We start from the raw sequence: 22,454 nt of genomic DNA on the forward strand, positions 1-22,454 counted from the left end.
TTTAAATTAATAATGCCAGTTGTTTGATTTTGAAATTTTAACACCTTTTTTGTGTCATAGAGATATTTCATTAAATAAAATATATATTTAGAATTATATCCTGGTTTAACTCTTAAAATACTAGTAAAGTTATTTGTGAAATAATCTTGATCTGTAACATCGAAATATACAACACGTCCAACCGGTTGATTTGGACTACCTCCAGATTTTTCAATTATAATATCACCGGTTCTTAGAATTTTATCACTGTTTTTATTTTTATCAATATCACGACATACAATATTATCTAGATTTAGTCTTCCAGAATTTAGAAAATTTGAGGTTCTAATTACTGCTGTTGCCTCTCCTTTGCCACTATCCTCATTACCCCATTCACCATTTATAGATTTTTCAAATATATTTTGTAAAAAATGGATTGTCATGCAACCACCTCCTCGAAATATCGGGATTTGCACTTAAGAGATGAATTTCTGATGGGAATGTTTTACATTACTTTGGTTGACCATAGCATAGGCTAAGGTTGTGTCAATTTTGCTGTGACCTAGCAGTTTTTGGACTTGTTCGATAGGCATTCCCTTATCAATTGCCTTTGTTGCTAGTGTTCTTCTAAATTTATGTGGGTGGACCTTTTGGATTCCAAGCTTTTGTCCTAACTTTCTTAATCGAATCTCAACACCAGCTATTCCGAGTCTCTGGGCTTTTCCAAGCAAAGTAACAAAAAGAGCTGGATGATTATCTTCTCTGCTATTGATATAGTTTTTTAAATGGATTTTCGTACGAGCATCAAAGTAAACAGGTCTCTCCTTTTTACCTTTCCCAAATACTACACATTCTCGATTTTCAAAATCAATTTCTGAGCGATTCAGTTGAACAAGTTCTCCCACGCGCATTCCTGTAGAAGCTAGTAGATCGATCATTGCTAAATCCCTTAAGTTTTCACAATTGTCTCGCATGATTTCAAGATGTTCATCAGTATAAGTTTCTTTCACAGTTTGTTCGGTCTTAATCTTTTTAATCCGTCGAATAGGATTTTTGATGATATATTCTTCCTGCTCAAGCCAAGCAAAAAACGAAGACAAGATGCGTCGGATATTGTCCAAATTTGCTTTACTGCAATCTTTTTCTGACTGATACTGTGCTAGATAACTTCTCAAATCATCTGTTGTCAGTTGTGTTACAGACCGCTTTATGCTTTTAAATAAGTTTTCAATGGTCCTTTGATAATAACGAATGGTTTTTGCACTACAACCCTCCACCTGTTTAGCAGTAATAAACAAGGCTAACAAGGAATTATTCGTATACTTCTGTTGATTTACACCATTCACTAAATGGCGCTCTAAACTCTCCCGCAACGCTAGTAATTGTGAATTGTTTAAAAGGGGTAGCATTTCTTGAATGATGATTGTCACTTTTGTTTCCATATTTTCTCACTTTCATTATTTCAATAAAAAGAGACAATATTAGTTTTCTGCATTACAGAATTCTAATACTGTCTGTTTATCTATTTTTTTCTTATAGGATTTAAACATCCAAGCTTAATTGTTGCCATTAACTCTAAATGAATGTTCAGAGATCCATTTGGTGTAGCTAGATAACCTTTCATCTGTTAAGGATTCTACTGCGATAGTTAAACACATATCGACCGCTTCTTCAACTGTTACAGAAAAACGATAACCATTTAATTGTAGAAATTTCACCAAAACGAAAAAAGCAGTTCGTTTATTAGCGTTGGCAAAAACATGCTTCTTGATCAATTGGACAAATAGTATCGTTGCCTTATCAAAAATTGTTGGATAAAGAGGTTTACCGAAGACAAATTGTTCTGGTAAATTGACAATCATATTTAAGGCAGAAGGACTAACTGTTTGAATTTTTTCATTAGGTGAATATCGTTCAATTGCTAAAGCATTGATTTTTTCAATTTGCATTTCTGTCAGATAGACTGTCATTTTTCCACCAAAGCTTTGAAAACATCATCGTATTCGTCAAAAATTTTGTCCAAATTTAAGTCAAAGGCATCATCAGTTACATAAGAAAACTGATGTCCAGACTCTTCAGGAGTAAAGATAATTTCACCACTTGGTAACAATTTTGCTTCGTATTTAACACCACTTGGAATATTGAATTCACTTGGAATGGTAATGGTGATTGAATTTCCTTGTTTTCTTGTTTTTACTACCATCTGATTTCCTCCTTTGAAGTATTATAACAAATAATTACCGTAATTACAATGACAGAATATCAGCCAAAATACTCCTGCATGAGAGATTTCTTCAAAGTTTCAAGTTCTTCTAGTGATTTTTGAATTGCCAATTGTGATTTGTCAACCTGAGCCACAAAGTCTGCGAACTCGTTTTGGAGGGAAAGAGGGGGGAAAATTAGTTCAAAATTTTTAATCAGTTGACCGTTTAAATTAGGTTGATTTCCTCCTCGTCCAAGTTCTCGTAATTCGCTATACCTTAGCATTAATTGATGCCAAATAAAAACTGGATTGTCTATTTTATTTGGAAATATAGCACCACATGCTTGGTTGCTAGTAGATTCAACTTTTAAGATTGCACTTCTTCCTCTTGTTTGTCCTTGACCATACATAGCAATTAATATTGTATTAACTGGAAAAAGTTTAAGAGATGTATTTTCTAAAGCAAATTTTGTGATTTTTTCCTCAGTTTCCGTAATTTCTTTATTTATTACCTCAGTTGTTTTTACCCAATTAATCGCTCCGCTATCCCAATATAATTTATTATCTCTTGATGGTGTACTTCCACTAGAAAGTTCAAATTTTTCACCTATTTTATATTTGGGGAATAATGTAGTATAAAAATCCCCAAACATCTCGTTAAATCGGGATTTGACGAGCTCGTTTAATCCTTCTGACTGAATTTTACGAAAATCATAAATTTGACTTATTTTATTTAGTCTTTTTGAAATTAACTTTTGTTCCAGTTTATTAGGCAAAACAAATGAGATATCTTTAATTTTAGCTACTGAAAGATGTTTTACTGTAACAAAAGGGGTCTTATCTTCAATTTCTTTCAAGAATTTCGGAATCAACCAAGCTATATAACCTTCATCTACACTTTTATCCGTAATTTTAATTTTACAGACACGTTGATTAAGTAGCGCTAAATCCCCCTCCCATTTTTTCAATATAAAACTGCCATCCATTGTAATCAATAAATCTCCATTTTTAATCAGGTATTCTTCTGGATAAGCTCCTTCAAAGTAGGTATCAGAAAAACCTCTCTCTACATCTCGAATTCGGATTAAGGGAAGCCCAATTTTTTTATCGTTAAATTGTGATGATTTAAAAGCGTAACCAGATAAAATCTCACAAACTTCCCCCAACTTCACTTTTTTCATACATGCATCTCCCTACTTTAGTAATTCTTCTAACTCTGCTAAGCCAGCTTGAATTTCTTTTTCTAGATCATTGATTTTCTTTAAGATGACTTCTGTTGGTTCATACTCAACTTTTTCATACTCGATTTCTTTGTATTTATTGATGGACAAATCAAAATCATTTTTCTTAATCTCATCAACTGGAACAAAGAAGGACTGGTCTGTTCTCTTACGTTCTGCTTCTTTCTCTAATTGATGGTATCGTTGAATAATATCTGGAATATCATTTTCGTTGATAGGCTGGCGTTTATCATCTAAACTCAGACCGTCTGCTTTCATATCGTAAAACCAAACCTTATCCGTTCCACCATTTCCAGTCTTAGTGAAAATAAGGATAGCGGTTGAAACCCCTGCATAAGGCTTGAAAACACCACTTGGCATTGAAATAACTGCATCTAGTTTATGGTTCTCAACGATTTCCTGACGAATCCCTTTATGAGCTTTAGAGGAACCAAAGAGGACACCGTCCGGTACAATAACAGCTGCACGTCCACCTGGCTTCAAAGTGCGTAAGAAAAGAGCAAGGAAAAGCAACTCTGTCTTCTTAGTCTTTATCGTAGCCAACAAATCTCCAGAGGTTGAATCATAATCAAGAGATCCTTTGAAAGGTGGATTCGCTAATACTAGAGTATATTTATCAGCTTCTTCGTTATCTTGAGAGAGAGAATCTAGATAGCTAATTTTGGGATTTTCAACCCCATGGAGCATCATGTTCATAGCTCCAAGTCTCAACATTGTCGTATCCGTATCATTCCCATGAAACATGGTATTGTGGAAATGCTTTACACTGTCAATATTTGTTTGCCACTCTTCTTTTCTTCGATCTAGGTAGCGACTTGCAGAAACTAAAAATCCTGCAGACCCCATGGCAGGATCTGAAATAATATCCTTAATTGTCGGTTGCATGAGCTCAACCATCATATCAATGATATGACGAGGAGTACGAAATTGACCATTTGCCCCTGCCTGAGATAGTTTTGACAATAGATACTCATAGATGTCTCCAATATCTTTTAAATCCGTAGGTAACTCATCCAGAGCAGCTATCGCCTTTTGTAAGGTAGCAGGTTTATTGATTTGAAAAATAGCATCCCTCATATAACGTGAAAAAGCTGTATCGTCAGTATCCCCCTTCAGATTCTTAATAAATGGAAAAATCTCTTGTGACATCAGGCGATAAACTTCTTGCGCATCTCCTAAGTTCTTAAAGGTTGACCAACGATACTCGGGTTTATCTTTTGGGAAAATTCCCTCATAGGGAATACCTAGAAATTCAGCATCATTTTCTCGTCCAAGTTCAACTCTGTCCAAATCCTTCATAAATAAAAGATAAGTCAATTGCTCGATGTTAGTCAAAGGATTCGCATTCCCCTCTGTCCATAACATTTCCCATAGCTGATCAATCTTATTCTTTAATTCGCCTGTAATCATATTTTACCTCTCAAAATGTTTCAATTTTAAAAATCTAACATACAAAATTTTAAAAGTTCTTATACCCCATTTTATCAGAATCCTAGGACATTATCAAAAATTATTATAGTATATATAGAAAAAAGCCTATCGTAGGCTTTTTGTCATTTTACAATATCTTTATACATTTCTGGTCTTCTATCTCTAAAGAGACCCCAGTTCAGTCGCTCGCTTGCTCCTTTGTCAAGGTCATAAGTGGTTAAGAGGATTGCTTCATCTTGTCGTTCGGCTTGACTTAAAATAGCTCCTGTTTCATCGGTCATAAAGGATGAACCGTAGAAGTTAAGGCTGGAACTTTGTCCTCCATTTTCTTCACAAGGAGTGACTTCTTCCAAACCATAACGATTGGCTGCGATGACCGGTACAATATTTGCTGCTGCATGTCCTTGCATGGTACGTTGCCAATGACCACAGCTATCTGTATCCAAAATCGGCTCCGAACCAATGGCTGTTGGATAAAAGAGCAATTCTGCGCCATTTAACGCAAGACAACGGGCAGTTTCAGGGAACCATTGATCCCAACAGATTCCGATACCAATCTTGGCGTAGCGAGTGTCCCAGACCTTGAAACCAGTATTTCCAGGAGTAAAGAAGAATTTCTCCTGATAATAATGGTCATCTGGTATATGAGTTTTACGATAAACTCCTAGTACATCTCCATCCGCATCAATGACAGCAATCGAATTGTATAAGACATTCCCATCCTTTTCATAGAAGCTAATGGGTAAAACGACCTTAAGCTCCTTAGCAATTCCTTTAAAATGCTGAATAGCTATATTTTCTGTCACCGACTGGGCATACTGGTAGTAGTCATACTGACGCTCCTGACAGAAATAGGGACGTTCAAATAATTCTGGTAAAAGAATGATCTGGGCTCCTTGCTCAGCAGCTTGACGAACTAAACGTTCAGCTGTTTGGATATTCGTTTCCACATCCTTAGCGCATTGCATCTGAATGGCTGCAACCGTTACATTTCTCATCTTTTTCTCCTATTCTGGAATTTGTTGGGTAATACAGTGGATATTTCCACCACCTAATAGAATATCTCTTGCAGGAATTCCGACAACATAACGGTCTGGGAAACACTGGCTCAGAATATTCAAGGCCACTTGGTCGTTAGCGTCCTGAAATTGTGGCACCAAGACAGACTTATTAGCAATGTAAAAATTCACATAGGAAGCTGCTAGTCTTTCACCTGCATAACGCTCCTCTTCGCCTTCTTCATAAGTATAGCCCGGCAAATCTTCCTCTGTAACTACTTGATGAATAGCTGGGATTGGAAGTTTATGAATAGTGAAACTCCGGCCTTTTGCATCAGTTTCCTTCTCTAAAAGAGCTAGATCTGCTGCAGACATGGCATACTGAGGATCGTCTTGGTCGTCTGTCCACGCTAAAACAAGCTCTGCAGGACCAACAAAGGCTGCAACATTATCGACGTGTTCATTTGTCTCATCTTGATAAATACCGTAAGGCAACCAAATGACTTTTTCAGCACCAAGGCTCTCTAGTATGATCTTTTCAATCTCCTCTTTAGTCAGGTGAGGATTACGACCAGGACTAAGCAAGCAACTTTCAGTTACGAGAATAGTTCCTTGACCGTCACTGTGAATAGCTCCACCTTCCAGTACAAAAGGTTTGGCATCATAAACAGGGATTTCCAACGCATCAGCAAAACGACTGGCTACTTGGTCATCTGCTTCATAGTCTTGGTAAAGACCGTCAACAGCACCACCCCATGCATTGAAAGACCAATCTACCGCCAACTTTTTCCTTTGATCATTGAGGAGAATAGTTGGACCTGTATCACGAGCCCAGGCATCATTTGTCTGAATATCTAGATAAACGACATTGTCTCCAAGATAAGATTGTGCTTCAGATAGATAGTCTTGCTCCACCAAAAGGTAAACTGTTTCCCCCTGAGCAATCGTTTTGATAATCTGGCTAAAGGCTTTTTTTGCAGCCTTTCCTTGAAAAGGCCATGATCCTGGTCGAGTCGGCCATATCATGAGAGTTCCATGATGGGGTTCATACTCTGCTGGCATACGATAACCTAATTTCTTTGGGCTGTCCATCATGATAATCTCTCCTTAAAGTCTTGGTAGCCAAAGGCTTTGACTAGACTGCACTCACCCTCTTTACCCATGAGATACAAACTTGGAAGCCCAATGCCGTTAAAGGTATTGTTTTTGACAAAGGAGTAAATAGCCATGTCTTCAAAATAGAGGCGATCGCCGATTTCAATCGGTTTTTCAAAGCTGTAATCCCCAATGATATCCCCTGTCAGGCAAGTATTTGAAGAGAGTCTATAAGTATAAGGTTTATCTTGCGCTTCAAAACCATCTCTCAATGGGGGGCGATAAGGCATCTCAAGGACGTCTGGCATATGACAACTTGCTGAAGCATCTAACACTAAGGTCTCAATCCCATTTTCAACGATGTCTAAGACTTCAGTAGCTAAATAACCAGCATTGAGTGCAATCGCTTCTCCTGGTTCGATATAGACGTCAAGGTTATAGGTTTCTCGAATTCGTTTAATCTCAGAAATCAGCAAGTCCACATCATAGTCGGCTCTCGTAATGTGATGTCCACCGCCCATATTGAGCCATTTGACCTCATGTAAATAAGGACCAAACTGTTCTTCTACAGCTTTCAAAGTTGTCTCTAAATCATCTGCCCCTTGCTCACAGAGAGTATGAAAATGAAGGCCGTCAACTAAATCCAGCAAATCACTTGGTATCTTATCTGCAGTCACTCCAAAACGGGATCCAGGAGCACAAGGGTCATAGAGTGCGTGATCTCCTTGGGTAGAACATTGAGGATTGATGCGAAGACCCACACTGATACCAGCCTCACGACAACGTTGACCATACTTTCGAAGTTGTCTCTCTGAGTTAAAATCAATATGATCCGATATTTGCAGTAGCTCTTCCATATCTGATTCCTTGAAAGCAGGTGCAAATACATGGACTTCCCCTGGGAATTCTTCTCTAGCCAGCTTGGCTTCATAGAGTCCACTAGCTGTCGTACCTGATAGATACTGGCTAATCAAAGGATAGGTTTTATAGAGAGAATAAGCCTTTTGAGCTAGCAAAACCTTACAACCTGCCTTTTCCTGAACCTCTTGTAGAATGCGGCAATTTTCTTCTAATTTTCCTAAGTCAATGATATAAGAAGGCGTTGGTACTTGTTCTAATTTCATTAGTCCACCATTTGTGGATTTTCAACCACAACCCATGGCAAACCGTATTTATTTAAAGCTTCCATGAATGGGTCTGGATCCAACTCTTCAAGGTTATAAACTCCTGGTTGTTTCCATGTACCATCCATCACTAATTTTGTCCCAATCATGGCAGGAACACCTGTTGTGTAAGAAATGGCTTGTGATCCAACCTCTGCATAGCACTCCTGATGGTCGCAAACATTGTAAATGTAGATGGTCTTTTCAACGCCATCTTTGACGCCTGTAAAGATACATCCGATATTGGTTTTTCCAACTGTACGTGGGCCAAGGCTGGCAGGATCTGGAAGTAAGGCTTTCAAGAATTGGATTGGAACAATTTCTTGGCCGTTAAAGTTAATAGCATCTGTACGAAGGAGCCCAACGTTTTCCAAGCATTTCATATGCGTTAGATAAGATTGGCCAAAAGTCATAAAGAAGCGAATGCGTTTAACTCCTGGAATATTCTTTGCTAATGATTCAATTTCTTCATGGTGGAGGAGATACATGTCTTTTTGACCAACTTGAGGGAAATTATACTCACGTTTGATAGACATAGCTTCAACTTCTACCCATTTTCCATCTTCCCAGTAAGAACCTGGTGCAGAAACCTCACGTAGATTGATTTCTGGGTTAAAGTTTGTCGCAAATGGATAACCGTGGTCACCACCATTACAGTCTAAAATATCGATATAGTGGATTTCGTCAAAGTAATGTTTGAGTGCATAAGCTGAAAAGACGCTGGTTACCCCTGGGTCAAAACCAGAACCAAGAAGAGCTGTCAATCCTGCTTCCTTGAATTTTTCTTGATAAGCCCATTGCCATGAGTAGTCAAAGTAAGCTGTAAAACCAAGCTCCTTACAACGTTTCTCATAAATAGCACGCCATTCAGGGTCTTCTGTATCCTCAGCCTCATAGTTGGCAGTATCGATATAGTGGACACCTGTTGCCAAACAAGCATCCATAATAGTCAAGTCTTGATAAGGCAAAGCTACGTTCAAAACAGCTTCTGGTTTGTAGCTTTCGATCAAGGCAATCACTTCTTCTACCTTGTCAGCATCAAGAGCAGCTGTCTCAATCTTAGTATTTGTTTTGCCTTCTAATTTAGCCTTCAAGTCATCACATTTTGACTTTGTACGGCTAGCAATCATAATCTCTTTAAACGTTTCGCTATCTTGGCAAATCTTTGAAATAGCAACTTGGGCAACGCCCCCACATCCAATAACTAGTAAACGACTCATTTTTTTCCTTCCTCTTCTTCTAAAATGTCTTCTACATACTTAGGCAACATAAAGGCACCCACATGTAAATTTGCAGTGTAATATTCCGTAAATAACTGGCGTTTTTTCCAACCTTCCTTATCAAAATCTTTGACAGGGTGATATTTTTTCGATGCAAATCCAAACAACCAATAACCAGCAGGACTAGTTGGGATATGGGCCTGGTAAACCCGACTGATTGGAAAGGCTTGATTGACCTTGCGGTGCATGCTTCGGCAAGCTGACTCATCTTCGTCAAAGAAGGGACTACCATGCTGATAGATCATGATTCCGTCTTCTTTCAAGGCTCTGTAACTATTGCCGTAAAATTCCTTGGTAAAGAGCCCTTCCGTATGACCAAATGGATCTGTCGCATCGTTGATAATGATATCGTAATCATTTTCACAGTTTCTCAAAAATCTTAGTCCATTTTGGTAGTAAATGGTAACACGAGGATCATCTAGCCCCGCAGCAAAGTCTGGAAAGTATTCTCTACAAACCTCTACCAACATCTCATCTGGTTCTACAATATCGATTTGTTCCAATTCTGGATAGAGTGTCAAAATCTGGGCAACACCACCGTCGCCACCCCCTATTACCAAGACTTTCTTTGGATTGGGATGGACAGCCATAGGAACGTGAACCGTCATTTCATTATAGACAAAATCATCTGCATCTGAGAATAAGACATGCCCATTTAAAATCAAAATCTTTCCAAAAGCTGGAGTATCTAATACTTCAATATCCTGCCACTCACTTTTCCCAGCGTAGAGTTGCTTAGCTGTTCTCAGGGATAATTTCACATCTGGAGTATGAACTTCAGAAAACCATAAATCCATCTAGTTCTCCTTTCTTTCAATGACATTGATATGATTGACCTCTGGATCTTCCGTACCTTGGAGGGAACAACCACGTTCCTTGGCAAATTGGATATAATCGACAATTTCTCGTGTAATCCGTTCACCTGGCGCCAGGATTGGAATCCCAGGAGGGTAACACATGACAAATTCCCCACAGACCTGGCCAACGGACTCGTCTAATGTTAAGCTTCTTCTCTCTGCATAGAAGGCTTCCTGAGGAGATAGCACCAACTCAGGCTGAATATATTCTCCAGCAATCAAGTCCTTCCCATCTCGCGAGTAGAGTCTCTTGATATCAGCTAAAGCACCGACCAAGCGTTCAATATCTTGGATACGGTCACCAATCGAAATGTAGGCTAAGATATTGCCAATATCACCAAACTCAATTTGAATGTCATATTCATCCCGTAAGAGGTCATAAACCTCGATACCTGTTAGACCAATCCCCTGAGTGTAAACTGACAGCTTAGTCACGTCAAAATCACAAACTGATACTCCATCTACTAGTTCTTTTGAGTAGGCATAGTAGCCACCGATGGCATTGATTTCACGACGTGCGTACTCAGATAGCTCAATGACTTTCTCAAACGACTCTTTGCCACGAAGGGCTAGGTTTCTACGAGAAACATCTAAACTAGCCATTAGCAAGTAGGATGCTGATGTCGACTGTGTCAGGTTAATAATCTGACGGACATATTCAGGATTCATCTGATTGCCAACTAAAAGAAGGGAACTTTGAGTCAAGCTACCACCAGACTTATGCATAGATACAGCTGACATATCTGCTCCTGCATCCATAGCGGATAGAGGAAGTTTATCTGTAAAATGCAGATGAGCACCGTGAGCCTCGTCTACTAAGACTTTCATTCCTGCTGCGTGTGCCATCTCTGTTAAACCCTTAAGATCTGAACAAATCCCATAGTAGGTTGGATTGTTTATTAGGATAGCCTTGGCATCCGGATGGTCCTTAATAGCTTGCGCTACACGCTCATTTTCAAGCCCCAAAGCAATACCGATTTTAGGATCCACACTCATCTCGATATAGATGGGGATAGCACCACACAAAACAAGGGCGTTGATAGCTGATTTATGTACGTTACGCGGAAGAATAATCTTATCTCCAGCTTTACAAGTGGAGAGAATCATGGTTTGAACAGATGAAGTTGTCCCCCCAATCATTAGAAAGGCATGAGCAGCCCCAAAAGCTTCCGCTGCTAGTTCCTCTGCATCTCTGATAATCGAAATGGGATGTCCTAGATTGTCCAAGGGCTTCATAGAATTGACATCGATACCAACGCATTTTTCCCCTAAAAGTTCCACTAATTCTGGGTTACCACGTCCACGCTTATGACCTGGTACATCAAAAGGTACGATTCTTTTTTTTCGTAACTTGACCAGTCCCTCATAAATTGGAGCTTGGTTTTGATTTAACATTATAGAGACATACTCCTTTATCATAGTTATTTTCACCTTATGTAAGGCTCTAAAGGATACTTATGAAAAAAGAGCAGGTTGGCACCTGCTCTACAATCTACTGACGTGTTTATGTTTGTTTCTTTTGAGTATGTCTGTTCCTGATGTTTCCTAACTCTCTAGTAGCAAATATTACGTACTTTATTGATCGTTTCACAAGATGACGTGTGCTTTCACCACACTAACAAATCTATACGAATTAGAACTAATGTCCTAACATCAACTTATAAAAGTAGGCTTTTAACCCTATCAATAATGTGGCTTTTCAACCACGCTTCGGCATTCAACCCTGCCTGTCCGTAGGCATTTTTTACTCGGGTTTATATTTGCTAGAAAACATCATCTCATTTTCTAAGCTTTATTACTATACCATGATTTCAGAGACTTGTAAAGTATTTTTAGAACTTTTTAAAATAATTTAATATTTAAGTTCGTGTAATTTATTCAACCAAGAAATAGAAATCGTTTTACATTTAAATCAAAAACAAAAAAAGGAACTAAACAAATTAATTCCTTTAGATAAGCATAAGCAAATACAACTATTCAAAATTATATCTACTCATCACGCGCTACTTTGGCAGCTAGCTCAAAATCAGTCATCAAATAATTTTCATCTAGACGGATAAGACTGTAATATTCATTCCAAAATAGATGATCACTATTACTTTTCCACTTTAATCCATACCATAGTTGAGTAACATCGCTGGTATTGGATGGGGGAATTGACCATAGATGCTTTTTGAAATTTTCTTGAACAAGTGGGACATCCAGTCGACTAGTCAAGTCCAGTTCGTCTAATTTGAAAGTGATAGCATGTTCCTTAGCTGCTTCAATGCTATCCTTGTTGAATCGAACTTGAATAACCATAGAATCTTCTAGAACCACGTCCTTATCTTCTGCCCCGTAAAAGGAAATACTACCCAGTACTATTCCATCTTTGGCAAAGAGATAGGGAGCGTAGGGAACAGCATTGCTATCAAGTCTGAAGCCTTTTTCAATGGTGACCGATTTATCTCCTGCATACTTTTGGAAACTTCCATCTGCTAGGAGGTCTTCATAGTCACTACCTCCATCACCCTGTTTTACATAGATATCAAATCCAGCTTCCATCAGATCACTTGCTTTGGTCTCGGTCAGAGTGATTTTACTTTCATTTATTTGCAAAATCGGTGCTTGAGGTGGAAAACCAATCGTGAGATTAAACATGACTCCGAATAGAAAGACCATAAAGGTTATAAGGAGGGCAAGCATAGATTTCCCAGTCCGTTTTCGAGCATTAAAAAGAGCCATTAGAGCTGGTAGGAGGATCATTTTTGCTAGAATAGAATTCCCCACCCCTCCTCTATTTAAGGTCTGAAAGGCAAACATCCCCGCGATTACAAGCAGTGTCAGGTAAATCAAAATCTCACCTAGACCCAATTTTTCTGTTCGAGTTTGTTGATTTACAGGGGTTTCGTACAATGACCTCCCATTCTCTTTCCTCTTTTTTAGAAAGAGATAAAAGCCCAGACCGAGCAGCAGATTAAAGATTGTAAAAACCATTAAAGTTCCTATAATTACAGTTCTACTCATGTCTCTCTACTCCTTTATGTTCTCCCTTAAATCTTATCTTTCTCTTTAGTACCCAATTTCCAATCAATAAAACCAGCAAGAAGAAGGGGCCGCCTTCTATCAGCACAATCGGTAAAGCCAGTATAGCAATCATCAAAAAACTAGCTGTTTTTTGACGCCAACTACCACCCCATTCTCCGTTTATCAGTTGGCCCAAATAGTCGATGTAGTCAGTATACATCAAAAACAAAGGATTTTGGAAATCACTGATCCTAAGGTAAATGAACAAAGTAGCATTTAGAAAAACATAAAAAGTTCCTAAGACTAGAATAATCTTTCTAGTCGTTCGAGTTGCCTCAAGACAAATTCTATCTTTGTTTTCTGGTTTTGTTTCCTTGATAATTGGGTTCTTACAAGAGAGTTTTTCAAATCTATAGACCAGAAATCGGTAAAGATAATAGTTTTTTAAATCACGCTTCATAAAAACCTCAATCTAGGAAGGACAAATCAATTATAAATCATGGTCTAATACTCTTCGAAAATCTCTTCAAACCACGTCAGCTTCCATCTGCAACCTCAAAATAGTATTTTGAGCTGACTTCATCAGTCTTATCTACAACCTCGAAGCAGTGCTTTGAGCAACCTGCGGCTAGCTTCCTAGTTTACTCTTTGATTTTCATTGAGTCTAAACATCTAATTTCAAGGAATTGCCTTCCAAAAAGACTGCTTTTGATTCAGTGATTTTAATTTTTTGATCTTCTGAGAAGCCAATGGTTTCACCGTCATTTAAGGTGACATCACTGCCTAAAACATACTGAAGAATAGACAAGAGAAAATAATATAAGTCATCGTTATTCGTAGGAGACTCAATTATTTCAATCTCAGTTTTTCCAAACTCTTTCAAACCATAAGTATAAATACTTGTCTTATCTTCATGATTGATAATTCCCATATAAATCCAGAGTTGAAGGGGAAGCATTTCTTCTTTCAAAAGGTCAGCTAGGTCTAGATAAAGATCTTTGGGTAAGAGTAAGGTGGCAGAACCCTGATAAATACCAATAGCTGACTGACTAGTTTTTAGGATAGAGGCATTAACTTTAGTCAATAGGGAATAGGTTTCTACTGGCGAAAGATTGTCAGACATGATGGAAACAATAGCGTGTTGTGAATGCTCCTGTGTTTCCTTCTCAACATCCTGCCAGAGATAAGAATAGGCATATAATTCTTCAAATTCTTGAGTTGGGATAGGAAGATCCATCAATGCTAAAGCAATGAGAGCACCATCAATCACAAAGGTTGCACTAGAATTATCCCCAGAAATTTCGGAAACTTGAAGCCCCCAATGAGATTTCAATTCCTGAACGACCTGGTCTAAAGAATAGGCTTGATTTCCTTTGAAAAGGGGCATGGACAAGATCAGTTGTTTTTTCTTCTCTGACTTTTCTTTCTTACTAGCAAATAGATTTTTCAAAAATTTCATAGCTCTTCTCCTTTGTGCACATTCTATTTAGTAAACTAGGAAATCTTCCTCATAATGAGTCGAGATACCAAGTTTCCTTATCCTCAAAACCGTAAAATTTCTCATCAAGTAGCCAATTTCCATCCACCAATCTAAGTACAAACTGATGCTTCATTTCTAAAGCTTCTTGATAATGGGTGATGACTCTTGCTTCTTCAGCTTTTGTCATGATGAAATCTACAGAAAAATCATTCGTTTGAACATAGTTATACTCACTTGGGGAGCCATAAGAATTTCGAACTCCTCCTTCCAAGCATTTTTGAGTCACTCGTCCAGTTATAAGTTGCATTTACCTCTGAAAATAGTCATCCATAAGTTCATTCCACTTGGGATGAACTTGATTGGCTGGGATGCCAAGGGCTTCTTTTTCCTTATCCAGTACTCTGTTACGCTCAAAAATTTCCTCTTCTAACAAGGTTAAACTTTTGAGTAAATTAAGCAATGATGGGATGATTATTTCTGCCATAGCTCGATAGTTTTCAGGGGTATTTTTATAGTTCACTCTCATGATTACTTTCTTAACTCTCCTGGACTAATTGCTTTAATTCTATATCTGAGAGTTGTCCTTCCATGTAGAGTTTCCTAAGTAAATCTTTATCTACGGTAATTTCATAATAGTCAGTCACAAACTCATGAAATCTCTCAAAGCTATCAAAGAGGTAAGATAGCAACCATTCTCCGCCATCCTGATCTTGGTAAGTGTGTTGATGCTCATGACCGTCATACCAGATAAAGAAGGTTGTTTCATCTTTTTGGTCTTCAGAGTAAAGTGAGAGATATTTTTCATCCAGTCCTTTATAAAAACCATCAATGACGTCTTGATTCCACTCGTCAGCACCAAACTGGCTTAAACTACTTTCATGATCAAAGCCTTTTATGAGGATCCGTTTATCAGTCAAAATCACATCTAAGGAATCACCAGATCCATTATCAATAAGATAGCGAATTCCATAGTCTTCCTCAGTCTTAATCACGAGTCTGAGCCAATCCTCAGTAGGATCTGTTAGATACTCATCGATGACCAGTAAGGCATCTAAGCGAGTCTTTATCTTGTCCCAATCAATATTTCTCATCTCTTAAAACCTCCATCTTTTCCTTGAGATTTATCAATATCACAAGCCCTGTAACGAGCTGTTAGATAGCCCGATAAGCTAATCTGAGGGATGTTCCACTCATTGGGCAAATAAATCGAACAATCTACCTGATCTCCAAGAGGAGAACTTGCTGAGAAGACATATCTTCCCAAATCCTCATTATTAGGATTTCTTTCAACTTGACCCAATCTGCTAGTATTGAACCAGTCTTTAAACAGTAACCAGATTTGCTCTGCATCTTCGTTTAATAGGGAGACTTTCAAGTTGTAGCTAATTCCGACTCTACATCTCTTTTTGAATCCTGACTCATCAGCCTTACAAACCTTTATCGATCCCTTATCGTACTGCCAGTTATCACTATCTAATAGCGTCAATTGGGCAGATAGATTGTCTTTAAATCCCTGCATAGTATCTAATAAAACTTTGGAGGCAGCTTCGAATAATTCTAGTTTTTCCATAGTCTTCTCTTTAATTTTCATAGCTAATTACATTCCGATTTAATCTGCATCAACCCAGAGCTGGTATTTTTGACAGTGGAGGCATCTGAAAAGGTAGCCGCAAAGAGATCCATCCTTAACCAAGTATTCTTCAATATCTTGATATTCTCCACGCTCTTCATAGTCTGCCAAGACTTGCTCGGCAATTCCCATGTCCTTTAATTCACGAGTGCCAACTGTACCCAAATAAGCACAATAATCTTGGCAACAAGAAAGCCAATTTTCTCCCTGCCAACTAGAGTAGCCAGGAGTCTGGCAAAAAAGCAGCTGGTCTTTTTCTGGATCCAATTCACCCTGCCCCTCTGCATCTTGAACAAATTCTGCATCGAATTTCTTGGCTGCTAGCCCGTTTGCAATACAAAATGGACAAAGATTTTTAATGTTATCAATACAATAAGGCATCAAGTTATAATAGATATTGCTTTCTTTCCCACAAGATGGACAAAGCTTGGCTTCTCCTTCAACAAAAGAACCTGTCGCTAGAGGATCTGGATGATAGATAAAATGCGGTAAAGATTTTGATAGCTCCTGTCTTTGCTTCTTCTCTTCTTTTCTTAGAGGACGAGGAAGGGCAAAACGATTGCCATGACTCTGACTCATTTCTTGTAAACGGCTCAGTTTCTTTATCTGTTTTCGATCAGGTTTGTCTAAGATTTCGGTAAATAAGCTATAGGCACTAGTGTAGAGACCCAATTGTTCATAGAGGTCAACTAAGACTTTTTTAGCTTCTAAATCCTCAGACTTAGCTAATTCATCAGCAAAATCATAGAGTGCCGCAACACTTGAAGGATTTCCATCTTTAGCATGGTATTCCCTTGTCCGAGTGATATATTCTTGTAAATACGGATTCATCTGACTACCTTTTCTTACATGGATAAGTTCTGATTAACAAATGGTACAGTTAATAAATTTCATACACAAGCTCTCTATCAGCTTGAAAATATTTGTCGAATTTCACTAAAAGATAAAGGGATCCAGCTGGAGAGACACCGGCATCATAACCTAGAGCAAATTCGCCATAAGAACTACTTTTATCCAAGATTAACTCCCTTAATTCCAGTTCTGTAACTGCTTTATCAGGCCAATTATCATGGATAACCTTTTGAGCTTTTTTATCAAGGTGTTCCAAGTTTCTATATAAACTAGTCATCAAATCATCTGATAATAAGACTAAATCCTGTTCACAGTAACCTGTAAAATAAATATTTATGTCTTTATTTAGATATCGCCCTAGAAAATAGATCCCCGAATCATGTTTTTCCCAGTTTATTCCCTTCCATAATGCCAATAAATCTTCTTTATTCATTTATTACCTCAAGCAGTTTTATTCTTTTAGGAATGTTTAATAAACTTTCTAACAAATAGTGACCAGGACATTTCCATTGAGCTCCAGAATCTTTTTGTAAAACTCTTTCATATTTACAAAACTGATTCGGATTTCATCCTTGATTTCTTCCTCTTCCTCAAGATAATCCCAAATATTAGGATACAAGTCGGCCTTCTTACATGCTTCCATACTAAAGTCAGCCATAACTCTGTCAATGTCAAAACTTTCTAAAGCTTGACTGATAGCCGCAATTCTCGATTTTTCAGTATAGGCGATATAGTCAGATACATCCTCTAGAGGAGTCACCCCTAAAACAGCTTCTCTCAAGGGATTGTCATCCAAAAATTCTGAACTACTAAATCCTGTCATGACAAAAACCAAGGCATCCCACATTTTGTCGATATCTATTAAGATATCATGAGTATCAGCGGAGTCCTCAGCAAAGTCTAACAAGTCATCTTCTTGGTTAGAAAGAGCTTTTATTTGTTCTAATTCATTGTCAGGTAAATATTGATAATTGGCAATCATTCCCATGTTTTTTCTCCTTTGAATCTTGTAGGATAATACTGATGTTTTTAGCTCTATTTTATAGAAAATGCTATAATGGAGCTAAGAAATTGTTTTATTGAATGTTAAATAGGGGGAACAGTCATGTTCACTAGTATTGTTTTGGGTTTTTATGCTCTTTTCTTTCTATCCTTGTCCTTTACTATCTATCTCTATATCAGACTTGTAGTCGCTGTCAGACAAGGGAAAGATGTCCCAAAATGGATTTATAAACTTGGCCATGCCATTCAAGGAAGAATTCACGTTGACTATGAAGAAATCACTGATGCTAATGCCCTTAAAGAGATTCATTGGTTCTTGCTAATCTATTTAATCGTAAATCTACTCGTATTGGCTGGCTTCTACTATCATGGTAATAGCTTTCCTCAAGCCATTTATGAATGTTTGAAAAAACAATTTTTTATCGTACTTGTTAGTATGGTTTTAAAAAGTATTGGAAAATTTGTTGTACTAGCTATAAGAAAAAACTTTCATAACAGTCATGCTTATGCATCAACCAATGCTTTTGTCGGGACAGCTTTTTTAACGAGTTATGTTTTTATGTTTTGCATGATGATGAGTGGCCTTCCAGCTCAACCTGTTCCAGTAACCATTCAAGATACCACTATCATTATCGGGGAGACCAAGGCTTCCGTGCTTTTAGAGCAAGGCTATACCTTTGGAGATAAAAGCGCAGAGAGTTCCATCACCAATCCCAAAAACGACCACTTCTACTACGGTCAGCTTCTCGAAGTCAAGCGGGATAATCAGTCCTTTGGCTTTATGAGCCTTACTCCCACAGGTAAAGATACTGATCAGCTCAAAAACTGCGTCATCACCTATTACAGAACACCTAAGGATAAGAATCAACTAGAAGAAGTTTCCATCAATCATGTCAAGCTAGCAAATCTCAAGCTCCAAGATTTTCAAACACGAAAATTAATCGATATCTTTGAAGTCAATCCAGCTGATTATAACGTCTCTGATAAAGATACCAACTTCATTCTGACTATTCAAACAGCAGATTACGATCTCTGGAAAAGGTATCGGATTGAAGCTAAGTTTAATTCAGATGGTTCCCTAGATAGCTATGGTGTCAGAGCCCAGCACAGCATGTGGGAATGATGGAGTGTTAGTTTTAGTCATTAGTAAGCATATAATCAAATAGATGAGCGTTTAGGCTCTCCTACTTAATCTTATGCTTATTCATTTTTTCTTGGAAAATATCTGTAAGAATTTGTCGTAATTCTTGAGCTTCTTTTTCTGGAAGTTGGCCATCTTGTTCAGCAACAGCGTATAATTCTGGATATTCAAGAGAAATTCTTTTGACAGTACGAGTAATCGCATGTTTTCTAACAAAAAATGGAATACGCTTAATGTATTCTTGAGGGATCAACGCGATAATTTTGTCAGCAGTTTCTTTATCACTCAGTTTAGAAAAAGTCAGTCCCTTTTTAATCATTTCTTGTTCTTGTTCTGTAAAATCTTGTAATTCCATATGTCTACTCCTCATCTTCACTGACTTCCCAAATCTCCGCTTGATAAGGTTCTCCATCTTCATCATATCGATTGATATAACCAATAAACCTTTCATTTTTTCTTGGTCTCTGCTGGTTTCCTTTGATAACCCAAACAGCCCATACCCCTATTAGGAATAAGACTATCAGTCCAAACAATACATCCATAATGTCTACACCCTTAAAATTGAACCCACTTATCATTGTCCATAATAAACGGTTTAGCTAGACCTTCACCAGTATAGTTTTCGTATTTTGTATCTAGATATTTGTAACAATCTTCCTTGGTCGCGAATTTAATGGCTTGATAAGGTTCCTCAAAGGTTAACTTTTCGACAAAGAGATAGCCGTCCTCGCTTGGTACAAGTATCCCTACATGGCCAATAAATAGGGATTGACCATCCAAGTCATCATGGACTACTACAGAGAGCATTCTTGCATTTTCGTTAAACTTGAATTGAGAAAGGAATTTTTCCATCTTTGCAGCATGAACTTTGACATCTGTCGTTGCTTCAGTCTTGACTCTTGAGAATAAAATATCAAAGGCATCCTTGTCTTCTGCACCAAAGACCTTACCTTTATCAATGGCATCATTATCGACAAACAAGAGAGAATCATCTTTCTCTAATTTAGGAATTTCGATAGAATTTTTTAATAAACAATAACTGTTAATACGACAGTTGGTACCGACAAAATCACCCTTTTTAGGTGTCCAAAGATTGCTTATCTTTTCAACATCATAGTCTGTTTTGGTAAATGTAGAAAAATCTCCAGTCAAGCCTACTGAGCCAACAGTTGTGTTGTAATCATTGACAAGGTTGAAAAATGCATCGACACTATCTTTATCTAAATGTGCAGCCAAGGCTTTCCGAACTTCTTCTTCACTTTCCTTGTTATTGAGATTGCTATAGGTTCCTTTGTAGCTTTCTTTACCTGAGCTCGCAAACTTAGTAGTTGAACTATCCTGTTTTTCCGTAGATTGTTTTTGGTTTGTACCACAGGCAGCTAAAGTAAAGATAGCTAAACCACAGCAGCTCATTAATCTAATTTTTTTAGATACTTTCATAAAATGTTTCCTTTTTTACTAAGATTTTTCAAGTCGATTAGCTTCTCTTATATTATAGTTCAAATTTATTTTAAGTCCAAGCATTTTGCTAAGTAAAGTAGATTTTAAATCATTAAAAAGGAAGCTGGCACACAGCAAGCTCCCTAATAAGTGAAATATCTATGAAATATTTAATTTTAGTCACCTTTTAGCTGTACCTGTGTATGAGCTATAAGATCACCTAGATGTCGCTTATCTTTCCTGAAAACCATCATTGCTAGTAAGACAACTGCGAGGAGAGTAGCTAAACACGAGAGGATAATAGATAAGAAATCAAACTCACTATAGAAACCATGTATCGTGCCCATATGACCTATTTGCCAAGGTAAAAATTTAATGGTGTTTCTAAGCAAGCTAGTTTGCACTGTTTTTTTCTTGTAAACCAATTGAAGCCCTGCTTTCGCCTTCCCAAAACTTCCATTTTTTGTATAATCTAAGAATGTAAAAAGTAGAGTGATTGGCAAAACAGAGGTAAAAAATACAAGCCACTGCGACTGAATTTCTGTAAACTCTGGGATACCATTAAAAAGAATAATATAAAAAAGCATAGAACCTAAAAACAGAAGTGCTAAATAAGCTAGAATGAAAAGATAATCAAATAGTAATTCAATCATTCTTTTTTTAAACGAAATTGAATTAATTGCTAAAATCTTCATCATCATCGCCTCCTTTATTATCTACTATTCTTTTCAAAAGTTTATCATTCTTTCGGTTGAGAATAGACCTCGATATGCTGACCTAGTACCTTGATATCTACTGGTAGGTCATCAGATTTGTCACCGTCAACATCCGTTTCTAATTCACTATCTGAAGAGATTTTGATGTGACGAGCTTTTATATACTCGATATTCTCATTCACGACGACATCCCCTTTTAATAAATCAGGGATAACTGACAATTTTGTAAGGATTGAGGCATCTTTTAGTATCAAAATATTGGCATAACCATCCTTGTCTTCATCAAAGATTTTTTTGTCAGCAAAATAATTGGTAAGGAGAACTAAAACATGGCTGGCTGGGCCAATATAATTTCCATTTTCTGTCTCAACAGTAATATTAAATGCTTGATCTGTTACGACAGACTTCATGGTATTAATCGCATAGGCGAGCATGCCAAACTTCGTTTTATCTTCTATCCCAACGTTGTGGATGGCTTCTGGCAGTGAACCAATACTAAAAATGTATCCGAAATAGTGCCCATTTGATTTTCCGATATCAATCTTATTCGTAGAATTAAAATCAAGCTCGTCAATGGCACCATCAATATCTTGATTGATTTCTAATAGTTTCGTAATGAGATTCCCAGTTCCTCCTGGGATAATCGCAAGTTTAGGAATGTAGTCTTTTTCCGCGATACCAGAGATTACTTCATTGACAGTCCCATCTCCACCAAAAACAAGAACAGCATCATATCGCTCACGAGAAGCTTCTTCTGCAAAGTTTGTGGCATCTTGCGCTTTCTCCGTAATTTTAATCTCCACATCTTCAAAATAGTCTCTAGCTTTATTCTCCAGTTTCACCTTATAATCCAAGGCCTTTTCGCCACCAGATGTTGGATTGATGATTACCATAATTTTTTTCATTTATAATTCTCCTGTCATTAGATTTTCTTACTTTA

General features: G+C 37.5%; 26 protein-coding genes and 1 pseudogene. 1 reads left to right on the forward strand and 26 read right to left on the reverse strand.

Going from position 1 to position 22,454, the window contains the following annotated elements:
* The 21 genes and pseudogenes from I1J71_RS07165 to I1J71_RS07265 all read right to left on the reverse strand — a co-directional run.
* The coding region (locus I1J71_RS07165; RefSeq protein WP_195184248.1) for a restriction endonuclease subunit S at positions 1 to 422 on the reverse strand (422 nt) is incomplete at its 3' end.
* Between the two features lie 33 nt (positions 423 to 455).
* A complete protein-coding gene (gene xerA / locus I1J71_RS07170) occupies positions 456 to 1,421 on the reverse strand; it encodes a site-specific tyrosine recombinase/integron integrase (protein ID WP_195184249.1) in 966 nt (321 codons plus the stop codon).
* Positions 1,422 to 1,535: 114 nt separating this feature from the next.
* Entirely contained in the window at positions 1,536 to 1,949 is a 414-nt protein-coding gene (locus I1J71_RS07175) for a type II toxin-antitoxin system death-on-curing family toxin (RefSeq protein WP_195184250.1), read from the reverse strand.
* Positions 1,946 to 2,182: an AbrB family transcriptional regulator gene (locus I1J71_RS07180; RefSeq protein WP_070888980.1), complete on the reverse strand. Its 237-nt coding sequence runs from the start codon at positions 2,180 to 2,182 to the stop codon at positions 1,946 to 1,948. Before I1J71_RS07180 ends, I1J71_RS07175 begins: the two co-directional genes overlap by 4 nt.
* A 59-nt stretch (positions 2,183 to 2,241) precedes the next feature.
* Entirely contained in the window at positions 2,242 to 3,363 is a 1,122-nt protein-coding gene (locus tag I1J71_RS07185) for a restriction endonuclease subunit S (protein WP_195184251.1), read from the reverse strand.
* 12 nt (positions 3,364 to 3,375) lie between these two features.
* Positions 3,376 to 4,833 (reverse strand): type I restriction-modification system subunit M, encoded by a 1,458-nt coding sequence (locus tag I1J71_RS07190; RefSeq protein WP_195184252.1) that lies wholly within the window; start codon positions 4,831 to 4,833, stop codon positions 3,376 to 3,378.
* A gap of 143 nt (positions 4,834 to 4,976) precedes the next feature.
* Complete coding sequence (aguB, locus tag I1J71_RS07195; RefSeq protein ID WP_195184253.1) at positions 4,977 to 5,852, reverse strand: N-carbamoylputrescine amidase; 876 nt, start codon at positions 5,850 to 5,852, stop codon at positions 4,977 to 4,979.
* 9 nt (positions 5,853 to 5,861) lie between these two features.
* Positions 5,862 to 6,947, reverse strand: coding sequence for an agmatine deiminase (gene aguA, locus I1J71_RS07200; protein WP_195184254.1), 1,086 nt, complete (start codon positions 6,945 to 6,947; stop codon positions 5,862 to 5,864).
* Complete coding sequence (nspC, locus tag I1J71_RS07205) at positions 6,944 to 8,071, reverse strand: carboxynorspermidine decarboxylase (protein ID WP_195184255.1); 1,128 nt, start codon at positions 8,069 to 8,071, stop codon at positions 6,944 to 6,946. Before nspC ends, aguA begins: the two co-directional genes overlap by 4 nt.
* Entirely contained in the window at positions 8,071 to 9,330 is a 1,260-nt protein-coding gene (locus I1J71_RS07210; RefSeq protein ID WP_195184256.1) for a saccharopine dehydrogenase family protein, read from the reverse strand. Before I1J71_RS07210 ends, nspC begins: the two co-directional genes overlap by 1 nt.
* Positions 9,327 to 10,187 carry a polyamine aminopropyltransferase gene (gene speE, locus I1J71_RS07215; protein WP_195184257.1) on the reverse strand — a complete coding sequence of 287 codons (861 nt, stop codon included), beginning with the start codon at positions 10,185 to 10,187 and terminating at the stop codon, positions 9,327 to 9,329. Before speE ends, I1J71_RS07210 begins: the two co-directional genes overlap by 4 nt.
* Positions 10,188 to 11,642 (reverse strand): aminotransferase class I/II-fold pyridoxal phosphate-dependent enzyme, encoded by a 1,455-nt coding sequence (locus I1J71_RS07220; RefSeq protein WP_195184258.1) that lies wholly within the window; start codon positions 11,640 to 11,642, stop codon positions 10,188 to 10,190.
* Positions 11,643 to 12,236: 594 nt separating this feature from the next.
* A complete protein-coding gene (locus tag I1J71_RS07225) occupies positions 12,237 to 13,253 on the reverse strand; it encodes a hypothetical protein (RefSeq protein ID WP_195184259.1) in 1,017 nt (338 codons plus the stop codon).
* The gene (locus tag I1J71_RS07230; protein WP_195184260.1) at positions 13,246 to 13,713 is read right to left on the reverse strand and encodes a hypothetical protein; all 468 of its coding nucleotides are present in this window, start codon (positions 13,711 to 13,713) and stop codon (positions 13,246 to 13,248) included. Before I1J71_RS07230 ends, I1J71_RS07225 begins: the two co-directional genes overlap by 8 nt.
* Positions 13,714 to 13,917: 204 nt before the next feature.
* Complete coding sequence (locus tag I1J71_RS07235) at positions 13,918 to 14,712, reverse strand: DUF4261 domain-containing protein (RefSeq protein ID WP_195184261.1); 795 nt, start codon at positions 14,710 to 14,712, stop codon at positions 13,918 to 13,920.
* Positions 14,713 to 14,761: 49 nt separating this feature from the next.
* A pseudogene (locus tag I1J71_RS08695) lies at positions 14,762 to 15,259 on the reverse strand (hypothetical protein).
* Positions 15,260 to 15,269: 10 nt separating this feature from the next.
* Positions 15,270 to 15,824 carry a hypothetical protein gene (locus I1J71_RS07245; RefSeq protein WP_195184262.1) on the reverse strand — a complete coding sequence of 185 codons (555 nt, stop codon included), beginning with the start codon at positions 15,822 to 15,824 and terminating at the stop codon, positions 15,270 to 15,272.
* Complete coding sequence (locus tag I1J71_RS07250) at positions 15,821 to 16,324, reverse strand: hypothetical protein (RefSeq protein ID WP_195184263.1); 504 nt, start codon at positions 16,322 to 16,324, stop codon at positions 15,821 to 15,823. The genes I1J71_RS07245 and I1J71_RS07250 overlap by 4 nt, the downstream gene beginning before the upstream one ends.
* A gap of 18 nt (positions 16,325 to 16,342) precedes the next feature.
* Positions 16,343 to 17,194, reverse strand: a complete 852-nt coding sequence (locus I1J71_RS07255) for a CbrC family protein (RefSeq protein WP_195184264.1) — start codon at positions 17,192 to 17,194, stop codon at positions 16,343 to 16,345.
* A gap of 49 nt (positions 17,195 to 17,243) precedes the next feature.
* Entirely contained in the window at positions 17,244 to 17,648 is a 405-nt protein-coding gene (locus I1J71_RS07260) for a hypothetical protein (protein WP_195184265.1), read from the reverse strand.
* 48 nt (positions 17,649 to 17,696) lie between these two features.
* Positions 17,697 to 18,203 carry a YfbM family protein gene (locus tag I1J71_RS07265; protein ID WP_195184266.1) on the reverse strand — a complete coding sequence of 169 codons (507 nt, stop codon included), beginning with the start codon at positions 18,201 to 18,203 and terminating at the stop codon, positions 17,697 to 17,699.
* Between the two features lie 117 nt (positions 18,204 to 18,320).
* On the opposite strand from I1J71_RS07265, the gene I1J71_RS07270 reads away from it, so the two are divergent.
* Positions 18,321 to 19,340 (forward strand): hypothetical protein, encoded by a 1,020-nt coding sequence (locus tag I1J71_RS07270; RefSeq protein WP_195184267.1) that lies wholly within the window; start codon positions 18,321 to 18,323, stop codon positions 19,338 to 19,340.
* A 61-nt stretch (positions 19,341 to 19,401) separates the two neighbouring features.
* Here I1J71_RS07270 and I1J71_RS07275 read toward each other — a convergent pair whose 3' ends face one another.
* The 5 genes from I1J71_RS07275 to I1J71_RS07295 all read right to left on the reverse strand — a co-directional run bounded on the left by I1J71_RS07275 (position 19,402) and on the right by I1J71_RS07295 (position 22,419).
* Positions 19,402 to 19,713, reverse strand: coding sequence for a hypothetical protein (locus tag I1J71_RS07275; protein ID WP_195184268.1), 312 nt, complete (start codon positions 19,711 to 19,713; stop codon positions 19,402 to 19,404).
* A 4-nt stretch (positions 19,714 to 19,717) separates the two neighbouring features.
* Positions 19,718 to 19,900 (reverse strand): hypothetical protein, encoded by a 183-nt coding sequence (locus tag I1J71_RS07280; protein WP_195184269.1) that lies wholly within the window; start codon positions 19,898 to 19,900, stop codon positions 19,718 to 19,720.
* 13 nt (positions 19,901 to 19,913) lie between these two features.
* Positions 19,914 to 20,798: a DUF4300 family protein gene (locus I1J71_RS07285; protein WP_195184270.1), complete on the reverse strand. Its 885-nt coding sequence runs from the start codon at positions 20,796 to 20,798 to the stop codon at positions 19,914 to 19,916.
* A 176-nt stretch (positions 20,799 to 20,974) separates the two neighbouring features.
* Entirely contained in the window at positions 20,975 to 21,496 is a 522-nt protein-coding gene (locus I1J71_RS07290; protein WP_195184271.1) for an RDD family protein, read from the reverse strand.
* 41 nt (positions 21,497 to 21,537) lie between these two features.
* On the reverse strand, positions 21,538 to 22,419 hold the full coding sequence (locus I1J71_RS07295; RefSeq protein WP_195184272.1) for a diacylglycerol/lipid kinase family protein: 882 nt from the start codon (positions 22,417 to 22,419) through the stop codon (positions 21,538 to 21,540).
* Between the last annotated feature and the right edge of the window lie 35 nt (positions 22,420 to 22,454).

Source organism: Streptococcus infantis (assembly GCF_015546995.1).
GTDB lineage: Bacteria > Bacillota > Bacilli > Lactobacillales > Streptococcaceae > Streptococcus > Streptococcus infantis_J.